An 11,753-nucleotide genomic window follows, 5' to 3' on the forward strand; every position below is an offset into this window, starting at 1 on the left:
CCCGTTCATTCAGGCAGCGAACGGTTCAGCGTCTTGGTCCTTAGAGGTATTTCACTTCGAACGTCGCGGAGCCATCTATTTTGACTTCGTCGGTCAGGGTCAGCGAGTCGGCGCGGGCGATGTAGGTGTCGACCTCAAATTCAAAGGTGACATCTGTTGCATCAATCGGTGCGGTGCCGCCAGCAGTGGTAAAGGACAGGAGATATCCCGCTTGAGCATCGGTTGCTTTCACCCAGGTTGATCCGCCATCGTCTGATTTGATTGCGTCCAGAGTGCTTGTCCCGTCTGAAATTTCTATGACTTTGGGAACAAATTGGCCCAATTGTTCACTGGCATCGGTCAAACCAAGGCCAAACCAGTCACCAATTGATGTGCTGGCTTTATTGTCAATTGGATTCAGTGCGAACTTGGCTGAAGCATCACAGGTTACGACCAGTTGAATTGGATGTGTCCCAACCAGCGTATTGCTGGTTTCATTAAGGTCTCCTGACGAGATCTTGCCGAGATCAATGACACCGCCACCGGTGAAGGTCGGCGTGCAAGCGACTGGCGTGATGAGGCCTGTAACCGTCAGGTCAGTGCTCGACGCTGCGAGTGCAAAAGGCGCGGCGCTGATCAGTGCCATTGTGGTGAGTGCTGCGAAGTACTTTTTCATGGGTGAAACTTCCTTGCTACTGTTGTTGACCTTGAATGGCCCGGAGCGCGTGATTGCACCTGGGGTCCAACAAGGCAGGATGGGTGTTACGGGTAAAGCAATTCGATCGTCGCTGAGCCGTCGAGGTGAACGGCGGTGCTCAGGTCCAGACTGGCGGTGGGGGCAATGACGGCATCGACCGTCACCGTGGTTGTGAGGTTCTGGATCGAGGCCGGCCCCGCGGTACTGGCGGCGCTGTCGGTAAAGCCCAGGTAGCTTTTCCGGGCGATCGGTATGGGGTTCGAACTGGAAGTGCTCCAGGCCACGCCCTGGGTGGTGGAGTCGGTTCGATACACGCGGGCAAAGCTGTCCGCGCTGGCGTTGGCCGGATCGACATTCAAGGAGTACAGGCCGATCTTGTTGCTGCGGTTATCCAGACCCAGTCCGTAGTAAATCTCGCTGTTGACCGTCGCCGTGCCTGAGCGGTTGTCATGCATGACCAGGGCAAATTGTGTCGGAGCATCGCAACCGACCCGCAGGGTTAAATCCTTCGGTGGCAATCGGGTGTTCCTGTCAGGGTTCAGGTCGTTTTTTGATAACCGGCCGAAATCCACCAGACCGCCATTGGACAGTTCCACGTTGCACGCGGCGGGTGCGAAACTGGCGCGCAGGGTTATCTCCCTTGAGCGTCCGGTGGCGACCGCATCGAACAGGCCGGTGGTTTCCCAGACAACGGCGTCACGTACCTGCGACGCTTTTTCCTGCGCCCAGGCTGTCAGTTCCAGTTGCGCCGACAGACTTTGCCCTTGTATTGCCACTCCACCGCGAACCGGAACGATCGCTTGCTGCGGTCGCCAAAGCACACTCGATGCGGCTGCTTCGGGTACCTGGCCGACGGCGGAAATCAGGCCCAGGTCCACCGGTTGCCCATCGAGCACCGCGTCACTCATGCGCACCGCATAGCTGCCGTGTTCGGCAAAGCGAAAGCGCTCGGCGGTCGCCGCCATGGCGCGGTAGAACAGGGTCATGTCGGTGGGTTGTGCGCAGTTCAGGTTCAGGCTCAGGCGGCGCTCGCCCAGGTTTCGCTCTCCGGGGGCATTGGCGCGGATCGCCCGATTCATCAAGCCGTAATCGAGCACCGACTGACTCAGGGTGAGCTGGCATTCATCGGCGAGCGCCCGGGCCTGTGGCGTCAGTGTGCTTAACATCAGCGTGCCGAGTGTTAACAGCAAAGGGTGGGGCAGCTTCATGGGATCATCCTTAAAGAGTCCGGCACTGGGCGGCGGCGGTCTCGTAATACACCTGGGTATTGGCCTTGGCCGGCAGTTCGAAACGCAGTTCGCAGCGCTCCAGCCCCGGTGCGGTTATCCACAGGTCAGGGGTGTCCAGGGCGTTGGGCAGAAACACCAACCCCCCTTCTTGAGCGAGCGTGACGAACTCGCCGTTTGCGGTGCTGACCGTCGCGCCACGGGGCAGGGGGGTGCCGTTGTCGGTGGTGACTTTGAGCAAGGCTCGGCGGGTCAGCGTGACACCGAATGCAACCTTGTCGACGGCACCGCGCCCTGCGGAAACCATGGCCAGTCCGTTGTTGATGTCGAGGTTGCGTGGCAGCGAGCGGGTGTCGACTTCTACCGGGCTGCGACCATAGGCGCTCACTTGAGGGACCACGGCGTGACCTTGCCAATCGGTCCAGACCGGACCACTGGGGGTCGAGACTTTGATGGCGCTCGTATCGCCTACCGAAAGCAGCGCGAAGGTGTCCCGCACGGCATATGGCGATAACGTCAAACCGTCGCCGTGCAGCACCGCGCCGCCACGCGCGCCAATCTGGTAACTGGAGCGTTCGGCATCGGAGCGGGTGTAGCTCAAGTCCAATTGGCTGTAGCGCGGCAGCAGGGAGACGCCCGCTGAGGACTGCACTTGTTTGTCGCGGGTGTCGTGCTCGACGCCGACCCGGTAACTCAACTGGTCGTTGACCTGTTCGTTCAAGCCGACACCGCTGCGGTATTCGCCTGCGGAACTGCGTACCCAAGTGCGCGCCCGACGATTTTCACCCAGCGGAATACTGAAACTCAGGTAAACGCTGTCGTCACTGCGTTGGGTGCCGCTGACTTGCCATTGCGCCGTGGCTGACACCGACACGCCGCCGACCTGTGTACCCCAGGATGCCAGGGCGCGGTTGCTGCTTTGTCCGTCGAATGCCGTTGAACGACTGAAGCCGCTGCTGAAGGCGCCAAGCCCGGGAGTCGACCAGGCCAGCGACAGGCTTTGCCGATCACGGTAACGCGACTGGCTGCGCTCGGACTGGGTATCGAACACGGCCTCCGACAGCTCGCGATAACCGAAGGTCCGGTGCGAAGCTCCGGCAGTGATCGACCACTGCTCACCCAGGCGTTGCGAAACATTCAGGTCGGCCTGAAGCCCTCTGTCGGCTTGGCGGGTGCTGGTGTCGGCCGCTTGCAGGGTGGTCTGGATCTGTGTGCCGGGCCCCGTCAGCAGGCCAAGACCTGCGCCCGCTGCACGGTAGTCGGCGGTCCCCGTGGCGCCGGCGCTGAGCAGGGCATACGGGTTGAGTGCTCCGCTCCAGCCGCCGCTGATCACCCATGGGTCGCCGCTCTGTGTCGCGCCGAGACTGCGTACCTGGCCTGCGGCCAACGAAAAGCCGGGAGCCGGCAGGCCAACGCCTAGCATGGCGACGGGGACCGTGAAGCGCTGCTCGCTGCCATCCACTTCCTGGACGGTGACTTCAACATCGGAGCGACTGTCGAGCCGACGCACGTTACTCAGGGAAAACGGCCCGGCCGGCACCACTGTCGAGTGGATCAGCGAACCGTTCTGGCGAATTTCGACCTGAGCCTGGCTGCGAGCAATCCCTTCGATGGGATTGCTTTGGCCTTCGACCTGAAGCGCCTGCTCGGTCATCACCTGGACGCCAGTGATCTGCGCGCCAGCCAGTACCGGGTTGTAGAGATTGACCTGACCCATTTGAAACACCGTCTCATGGCTGGCAAAGGTGCGCTGGGCATAGGCCGCCAGGTGAGTGGTGCTGGACACATCGTTCTGCCAGGTCTGCACCTGACGACTGCGCACAATCCAGTCGCCGGCATTGAACCCGACTTCGGTATTGGCCGAGAGGTAACGGTTCGATTGATTGCCGTATTGGCTGTGGAGGCTGTTGACGTCGTAGTTGAACAACCCGGCGATACCGCCGGTTTGATAACCAGAGATATCCCGGACCGCCGGACGTATCGCCTGGGTGGGCACGATCAATGACAAGCCGAGGTTGGCCGGGTCCTGTTCGATTCGGGCTTGCGGCCAGGTGGCGAGTACATCGAAACAACCTTTGTCGTTGGCCGGGGTGGGTGGCACGGTCAGGTTTGCCGCATCGAGCAGGGCACGGTCAAAGCACGGAGCGCCTTCCTGGTTGAACGTGACGTCTACCCGGCCACGGCGCAGGCCATTGACCGTAAGGGTGATCGGATGTCGGCCAGCGGTGAAGCTTGGAGCAGCCAGCAGCAGGGTAGCGAGACTGGGGTCGATACCGCGTTGACTCAGCATTTTCTGGTCGAACGAAGTCAGCAACGAAGCATCATTGAGGTCTTCGGCACTGGCTTGAAGCCCTATCAGCACGTTGCTTAGCAGCAACACCATGCCGGTCCTGACTCGCGACAGATGTGGGGGCATGCTGGCCTGCCGAATCGCAGGCATGGCTTCGCCATCACGGTATTTCAATACGGTGTTCATGAGGCTCACTTGGGTTATGCCTGGGCGCCGGCTTGATCCGCTACGGCGTCCGTCACGCATGTGGTGACGGCAAAACAGGCCATCACGTTGAAATGTCGACGCCTGCTTTTCCCTGCACGGCGCTATCGGTGGTGTCGGTTCTAGGGGGCGAGCAGCGCGTCATAGGGAGGCACGGCAAAGCCATAGACCGTCGCGGGATGAATTCGAACCTGGGTGGCAGCCTTTACGGGGACCGGAACGCTGATGTGGTCTCCAGGCAGTACGTAGGTTCGCGGTAGCATTGCACCGCTCCCGGAAGGCAACAGTTGCACTTCCTGAGCCAGACGTACGACATAAGGTGTTTCGTTGCGTACGGTCAGTTGACCATCCTGCAGCGACCATTTCAGGTCGGTCCACGGTGTGCGGTTGGGCGCCAGGCCTGCGGGGTGAAGGATGACCGGCAGGTTCTGGCGCACCGTCACGCCCACACGGGCATGCCCGGCCTCGGGAGCAGATTTGCCTTGGGGGATGCCTTCAAAAATCACCCGCTTCAAACGCTGGGTGAGCAGGGGCTTTTCTGATTGCAGGATGAAGCGCACCAACTGCGTCCTGGAGGCTTCAACGCGTGCCAAAGGTGGTGTCACGAACACCAAAGGCTCGGTGTCTTCGGGAATGTCTTCGAGGGTGACGTGCAGCAGCGCCAGGCTGCTATCGGTATTGGTCACAGAGACAGCGGTTTCCCCGTTGGCTTCATTGACGATGACCACTGAAGTATCGGGCACCATGCCGTCGGCGTAGACCTGTGCGGTCCATAACAGAGCGCAGGCACCGATACCCGTATGGGTCAAACGGCGCACTTGCTTCAACAATATTGTCTTGATGTCTCTCATTGAAATTCCCGGATAAAAGACCGTTGGCATGGCTCGGAACACAGGTAGTGCAGGGATTGCGTGGGCAAGCATGCAGTGCGCTGGGTAATGGGTGTTCGATCGTCAGTCAGCCAGTGAGCGCAGTTCTGTACAGGTACGGCGGGGCAAATTGGCAGGCCGCAATTTAGCGGGCAGGCGGAGCGGGAGGAATGCAACTAATACGAAAAGAGAGGGGGGCGTGTATGAAAGAGTGTTGCGGACTACGTAGCGTTTTCTAACGAGCAATCCTTTGGTTGTAGTCCTTCTGTGTAGTCCTCCGCGTGCTGCGTCGTAGGAACCATCTTTTTAATAGGTGGGCAAAGAATCAGCCCATTGAATACATTGAGGGTGCGACGTTAGAGGTTTTTTCGGGGCGTTGTGGAATGGGTAAGAACGGCGCTATTTTCCGCGCCTTCGCGCCACAAACAGAAGGTATCCCACAATGCGAGTCGTTATTGCTGACGACCACTCCGTCGTTCGTGTCGGGCTGCGCATACTCATCAACGCCAGTCGACGATGTGTGATCGTCGGTGAGGCCGACAGTGCCGACAGCCTGATGAATCTGCTTTCAAGCACGCCCTGCGACCTGCTGATCACGGATTTCTCCATGCCGGGGGGGCAGCAGGCCGATGGCTTGAAAATGTTGAGTACGATTCAGCGCCATTACCCGGCCTTGCCGATCATTCTGGTGACGATGTTTACCAGTGTGGCGACGGCAAGGGCTGCGTTGGCTCAAGGGGTAATGGCCGTCGTCGCCAAAACCGCATCGGCGAAGGAGCTGCCCCTGGCAATCAATGCGGTGCTGGAAGGGCGCCGCTACCTCAGCGAGTCCCTGCGCACGCTGCTGGCCAACACCCGCAATCAGCTGCACGAATCGCCACTGTCAGCCAAGGAATATGAAGTGGTCCGAATGCTCGCCAGTGGCATGACCGTCAGCGAAATCGCCATTCATTTCAAACGCAGCGTGTCGACCATCAGTAAGCAAAAGAACATGGCCATGCACCGGTTGGGTATTTCCACGGACGTTGATCTTTTTTCCTACGCCCGGGACAGTGGAATGTCGTACTGAAATGGCAGGAATAATCATCGCGTTATTTTCGTCATGAATGCCGATAGTGTTCGGTGCATTTGCAGACTATCGTGCAGGCAATCTTTCGAAGCCATCATGCAAATCCTGGGGAACCCGTAAATGAGTGAAGCCCATAGCGCCTTGATCACCCGTTTCTACCAGGCTTTCCAGCGCCTGGATGCCGAAGCCATGGCTGCCTGCTACACCGATGATGTGGTGTTCAGCGACCCGGCGTTCGGCGAGCTTAGCGGTCGCGATGCCGGTGACATGTGGCGCATGCTGACCACTCGGGCCAAAGACTTTTCCCTGACTTTCGATCATGTTCACGCCGATGAGCGCACCGGTGGTGCCCATTGGGTTGCGACCTATCTGTTCAGCCAGACCGGCAACATCGTGGTCAACGATATCCAGGCGCGTTTCGTCTTTCGTGATGGCAAGATCTGCGAGCATCATGACCGTTTTGATCTGTGGGCCTGGTCGCGTCAGGCGCTGGGTTTCAAAGGTCTGCTGCTGGGCTGGACGCCACTGGTGCGCAACGCCGTTCGCGCCCAGGCATTGAAGGGGCTGAAGGCATTCCAGGCCAGTCGCTGATAAGATCGCGGCCTGTTTTCCCTCAAGCCCGGATCGTTACGTGACCACCCTCAGCGAAAGCCCTGTCGACGCCGACACCTGCGCGAGCAAAACCTGGTTCGTCTACCTCGTTCGCGCGGCCAACGGTTCGCTCTATTGTGGGATCAGCGATGATCCCGTGCGTCGCTTCGCCAAGCATCAAAGCGGCAAGGGCGCACGATTCTTTCTCTCCAGCCCGGCCATGGCCCTGGTCTACACCGAACGTTGTCGCGACAAAAGCGATGCGTTGCGTCAGGAACGGCTGATCAAAAAACTCAAAAAGAGTGCCAAGGAATGCCTGGTGGCGAACGCAGCGAGCGCCGTCTCTGGCTTATCACTCTGACTGATCAGTTCCCATCAGGCAGATCTGTAGGCTGCCAGCTGATTGCGCGCTAAGCTGCAGGTTACTGATCCTTGCGGCGGAGCCGAGCATGTCCGAGTTGATTCTGCATCATTACCCGACGTCCCCCTTTGCCGAAAAGGCCCGCCTGTTGCTGGGCTTCAAGGGCTTGTCCTGGCGCTCGGTGAAGATCTCGCCAGTGATGCCCAAACCGGATCTCACGGCGCTGACCGGTGGCTACCGCAAGACACCGGTGTTGCAGGTCGGTGCAGATATCTATTGCGACACGGCATTGATTGCCCGGCGACTGGAACAGGAAAAAGCCTTGCCGGCGTTCTTCCCTGAGGGTCAGGAAATGATCGCCGCGTCATTTGCAGCCTGGGCCGACTCAGTGGTGTTCCAGCATGCGGTCAGCCTGGTGTTCCAGCCGGAATCGATAGCGGTGCGCTTTGGCAATTTGTCGCCGGAAGCGATCAAGGCGTTTCTGGCCGACCGCGCCGGTTTGTTCAGTGGTGGTAGTGCGACAAAACTGTCCGCCGAGCAGGCCAAACACCAGTGGCCAACGATCATGTCTCGCCTGGAACAACAGTTGCAGCGCGAAGAAGGCGATTACCTGTTTGGCGAACCGTCGATTGCCGACTTCGCCTTGGCTCATTCACTGTGGTTTCTCAAGGCGACGCCGGTCACGGCACCCTTGGTCGATGCTTATCCGGCGGTTGCCGCCTGGCATGCAAGGGTATTGGGCTTCGGTCATGGCGCGTCCAGCGAGATGAGCTCCGAGGAGGCTCTGGCAGTGGCGCGCACGTCCACGCCAGCGGCTCTGCCGGATGAGCAGTTCGTCGATCCCAACGGGTTCACGGCGGGGCAACAGGTAGTGATCGCGGCCACGGACTATGGCGTTGATCCGGTGGCGGGGGAGTTGTTGTTTGCCGGCAGCGAAGAGCTGATCGTACGGCGCAAGGACGAGCGTGGCGGTGTGGTGCATGTGCACTTCCCGCGGTTTGGTTTTCGTATTGAAGCCATCTGACGCACACTTGTGGCGAGGGAGCTTGCTCCCGTCGGGTCGCGAAGCGGCCCTCTGAAGAGGGACTGCTGCGCAGTCCAGCGGGAGCAAGCTCCCTCGCCACACGGATTGTGTGAAGCCGATCAGTTATTTCAGCGCCGCCAGAATCGCATCCGGGTCATACCCGCGAATCAGCGTCCCGTTCACATCGATGATTGGAATGCCACCACCGCCCAGTGCCTGATAGTCCGCGCGCGCGACGGCGTCTTTCTCGATATCGAATGCCTTGTACGGAATGCCTTTCTGATCGAGAAAGCGCCGGGTCAGCTTGCAGTAACCACACCATTCGGTGGCGTAGAGCACGACGTTGGCCTGGGCCTGCGTCTGTGCAGGTACCACTTGCGAAGGGTTGAACACCCGCTCGATCTTGCCCCAGTTCTGGTAAGCCACGACCACCAGCAGGATCAGCAGGAATTTTTTCAGCACGCCGCCGAGCATCAGTTGCGACGCTTCAACTGATCGGTGAGCGAAGTGGGCAGGCCCTTGATGATCAACGTGCCGGCTTCTTCGTCGTACTCGATCTTCGATCCCAGCAGGTGCGCTTCGAAACTGATCGACAGGCCTTCGGCGCGGCCGGTGAAACGGCGGAACTGGTTCAGGGTGCGTTTGTCAGCCGGGATTTCCGGCGACAGGCCGTAATCCTTGTTGCGGATGTGATCGTAGAAGGCCTTCGGGCGTTCTTCGTCGATCAGTCCCGACAACTCTTCCAGACCCATTGGTTCGCCGAGTTTGGCCTGGCTGCTGGCGTAATCCACCAGGGTCTTGGTCTTCTCGCGTGCGTCGTCTTCCGGCAGGTCTTCGCTTTCGACGAAATCACTGAAGGCTTTGAGCAGGGTGCGGGTTTCACCGGGACCGTCGACGCCTTCCTGGCAGCCAATGAAGTCGCGGAAATACTCCGAAACCTTTTTGCCGTTCTTGCCTTTGATGAACGAAATGTACTGCTTGGATTGTTTGTTGTTCTGCCACTCGGAAACATTGATCCGCGCGGCCAGGTGCAACTGGCCAAGGTCCAGGTGACGGGACGGGGTCACGTCCAGTTCGTCGGTCACGGCCACGCCTTCACTGTGGTGCAGCAGGGCGATGGCCAGGTAGTCGGTCATGCCTTGCTGATAGTGCGCGAACAGCACATGGCCGCCGACCGACAGGTTCGACTCCTCCATCAGTTTTTGCAGGTGCTCGACCGCCACTCGGCTGAATGCGGTGAAATCCTGGCTGCCCTCCAGGTACTCCTTCAGCCAGCCGCTGAACGGGAACGCGCCGGATTCCGGATGGAACAGGCCCCAGGCTTTACCCTGTTTGGCGTTATAGCTTTCGTTGAGGTCGGCGAGCATGTTCTCGATGGCCGCGGACTCAGCCAGTTCAGAGTCACGGGCGTGGAGAACCGCAGGTGTGCCGTCGGGTTTTTTGTCGATCAGGTGGACGATGCAATGACGGATCGGCATGGGCTTCTCGGCTGTATGAAGAGAGGAGGGCGTGCTCCCCCGAAAAAGCGCCCAGTGTACCGCAACCATTGGTTTTGGCGCGGTGCGAAGGGTAATTGCGGGCCGACCGGCGGCGCTTATGCGATTTTTTGCAGATTTAGAGCAATAAAGCTGACCAAATGGGTAGCTAGAGGCGGATATTTCCACGTCTGTGTGCTAGCTTTGCCCGGTCTTGCGCGAAGTCACTGCGTTAAGCCTGCAGTCAGCATTTGTCAGGTCGAACCAAACCCTGATTTCGGTATCTATAACCCCGATCCCGAGGTTATTTGGCCGAGGGTGCCAGATCCAGAAGATCGGGCTCGATGGCTGACATTGCACTCTGCAATCCATATGAATTTGATAGGGAAGGAACACTAAATGGCTCTTACTAAAGACCAACTGATCGCCGACATCGCTGAAGCTATCGACGCGCCGAAAACCACCGCGCGTAACGCTCTGGACCAACTGGGCCAAATCGTTGCCGATCAGCTGGAAAACGGCGGCGAAATCACTCTGCCTGGCATCGGCAAACTGAAAGTGACTGAGCGCCCTGCCCGTACTGGCCGTAACCCTTCGACTGGCGCTGCCATCGAAATCGCTGCCAAGAAAGTGATCAAGCTGGTTGTGGCCAAAGGCCTGACCGACGCTGTCAACAAGTAAGACTTGTTAAAAAACCGTGCACCGGAGCGATCCGGGCACGGTTTTTTTGTGGGCGCGATTTATCGCAAACAACCTGCAACCAATGTGGGAGCGAGCCTGCTCGCGAATATGGTGTGTCAGTACCATCGAATTCGACTGACACACCGCTTTCGCGAGCAGGCTCGCTCCCACAATTGATTTAACTCAGTTTTTGAGCGCCCAACGCTCACGCCAGGCCTGTTGCTGCACTTTGGTCTGGAAGGTCCAGGCGACGAAGCGGCTCTGCTTCTGTCCTTGGGACATTTCCACTACCTGACTCTCCAGGGCGCCGGCCTTTTTCAAGGCGGTCTGGATCGCCGGCAAGTTCGACGCCTTCGACACCAGCGTGCTGAACCACAGTACTTGTTGCGCCACCTGCGCGCTCTCGTTGACCAGTTGCGTGACGAAACGCACTTCTCCGCCCTCACACCACAATTCCGCCGCTTGCCCGCCAAAGTTCAACACCGGCAGCTTGCGTTTCGGATCGGCCTTGCCCAGGGCTCGCCATTTGCGTGTGCTACCCCGTGTGGCCTCGTCCAGTGACGAATGGAACGGTGGGTTGCACATCGTCAGGTCAAAACGCTCTGCGCTCTCCAGCAGGCCTGTGAGGATCTGCTTGGGGTTGCTCTGCTGGCGTACCTGGATCGCTTTGTTCAGGCCATTGGATTGAATGATGGCCTTTGCGGCGGCGATGGCAGTCGCATCGATATCGGAACCGAGGAACTGCCAGCGATAGTCGCTGTAACCGATCAGCGGATACACGCAGTTGGCGCCCATGCCGATGTCCAGCACCTTCACGGCGGCGCCCCGGGGGATTACACCGTCATTGCTGCTGGCCAGCAGGTCGGCGAGGAAGTGCACGTAATCGGCACGGCCTGGCACTGGTGGGCACAGGTAGTCGGCCGGAATGTCCCAGTGAGCGATGCCATAGAACGACTTGAGCAGTGCCCGGTTGAACACCCGCACGGCTTGCGGGCTGGCGAAGTCGATGCTTTCCTTGCCGTACGGATTGATGATCACGAATTTCTTCAGTTCCGGGGCGCTTTTGATCAGCGCCGGAAAGTCATAGCGGCCCTGATGGCGATTGCGCGGATGCAGGCTGGCCTTTTCCTTTGGGGCGACGGCCGTGGCCGGAGTCTTCGGAGCAGGCTTTTTGCGCGCAGGCTTGGGGGGGCGGGGGGCGGTCATGGGTGTGGTCGATTCGGGTATGGCTGAAAGTGGCGGGCATTGTCCCACATTGATGGCGAATGCGCCGAACCCGTAGGAGCT

12 protein-coding genes are annotated in these 11,753 nt (G+C 59.3%); 5 read left to right on the forward strand and 7 right to left on the reverse strand.

The window, feature by feature from the left end:
- Window positions 1–40: 40 nt before the first annotated feature.
- The 4 genes from KGA83_RS10220 to KGA83_RS10235 form a co-directional block, all read right to left on the reverse strand.
- Window positions 41–655, reverse strand: coding sequence for a DUF1120 domain-containing protein (locus KGA83_RS10220; RefSeq protein ID WP_223529636.1), 615 nt, complete (start codon window positions 653–655; stop codon window positions 41–43).
- An 86-nt stretch (window positions 656–741) separates the two neighbouring features.
- A complete protein-coding gene (locus KGA83_RS10225; RefSeq protein WP_223529638.1) occupies window positions 742–1,884 on the reverse strand; it encodes a DUF1120 domain-containing protein in 1,143 nt (380 codons plus the stop codon).
- A 10-nt stretch (window positions 1,885–1,894) separates the two neighbouring features.
- Entirely contained in the window at window positions 1,895–4,378 is a 2,484-nt protein-coding gene (locus tag KGA83_RS10230; RefSeq protein ID WP_108214971.1) for a fimbria/pilus outer membrane usher protein, read from the reverse strand.
- A 140-nt stretch (window positions 4,379–4,518) separates the two neighbouring features.
- The gene (locus KGA83_RS10235; RefSeq protein WP_223529640.1) at window positions 4,519–5,247 is read right to left on the reverse strand and encodes a fimbria/pilus chaperone family protein; all 729 of its coding nucleotides are present in this window, start codon (window positions 5,245–5,247) and stop codon (window positions 4,519–4,521) included.
- A gap of 460 nt (window positions 5,248–5,707) precedes the next feature.
- Here KGA83_RS10235 and KGA83_RS10240 point away from each other — a divergent pair, with 460 nt between their 5' ends.
- From KGA83_RS10240 to KGA83_RS10255, 4 genes are all read left to right on the forward strand, one after another.
- A complete protein-coding gene (locus KGA83_RS10240; protein ID WP_108214973.1) occupies window positions 5,708–6,334 on the forward strand; it encodes a response regulator transcription factor in 627 nt (208 codons plus the stop codon).
- A 120-nt stretch (window positions 6,335–6,454) separates the two neighbouring features.
- Entirely contained in the window at window positions 6,455–6,925 is a 471-nt protein-coding gene (locus KGA83_RS10245; protein ID WP_108215464.1) for a nuclear transport factor 2 family protein, read from the forward strand.
- Window positions 6,926–6,965: 40 nt separating this feature from the next.
- Window positions 6,966–7,286, forward strand: a complete 321-nt coding sequence (locus KGA83_RS10250; protein ID WP_108214974.1) for a GIY-YIG nuclease family protein — start codon at window positions 6,966–6,968, stop codon at window positions 7,284–7,286.
- Between the two features lie 88 nt (window positions 7,287–7,374).
- Entirely contained in the window at window positions 7,375–8,310 is a 936-nt protein-coding gene (locus KGA83_RS10255) for a glutathione S-transferase family protein (protein ID WP_108214975.1), read from the forward strand.
- 123 nt (window positions 8,311–8,433) lie between these two features.
- On the opposite strand, the gene KGA83_RS10260 is transcribed toward KGA83_RS10255, so the two are convergent.
- On the reverse strand, window positions 8,434–8,784 hold the full coding sequence (locus KGA83_RS10260; protein ID WP_108214976.1) for a glutaredoxin family protein: 351 nt from the start codon (window positions 8,782–8,784) through the stop codon (window positions 8,434–8,436).
- Window positions 8,784–9,788 carry a nucleoid-associated protein YejK gene (gene yejK / locus KGA83_RS10265; RefSeq protein ID WP_007972706.1) on the reverse strand — a complete coding sequence of 335 codons (1,005 nt, stop codon included), beginning with the start codon at window positions 9,786–9,788 and terminating at the stop codon, window positions 8,784–8,786. The genes KGA83_RS10260 and yejK overlap by 1 nt, the downstream gene beginning before the upstream one ends.
- A gap of 396 nt (window positions 9,789–10,184) precedes the next feature.
- Here yejK and KGA83_RS10270 point away from each other — a divergent pair, with 396 nt between their 5' ends.
- The gene (locus KGA83_RS10270; RefSeq protein ID WP_007905514.1) at window positions 10,185–10,466 is read left to right on the forward strand and encodes an HU family DNA-binding protein; all 282 of its coding nucleotides are present in this window, start codon (window positions 10,185–10,187) and stop codon (window positions 10,464–10,466) included.
- 183 nt (window positions 10,467–10,649) lie between these two features.
- Here KGA83_RS10270 and rlmF read toward each other — a convergent pair whose 3' ends face one another.
- Complete coding sequence (gene rlmF, locus KGA83_RS10275; RefSeq protein WP_108214978.1) at window positions 10,650–11,672, reverse strand: 23S rRNA (adenine(1618)-N(6))-methyltransferase RlmF; 1,023 nt, start codon at window positions 11,670–11,672, stop codon at window positions 10,650–10,652.
- Window positions 11,673–11,753: the final 81 nt, after the last annotated feature.

The organism is Pseudomonas sp. GL-R-19 (assembly GCF_019956375.1).
In the GTDB taxonomy this organism is placed as follows: Bacteria; Pseudomonadota; Gammaproteobacteria; order Pseudomonadales; family Pseudomonadaceae; genus Aquipseudomonas.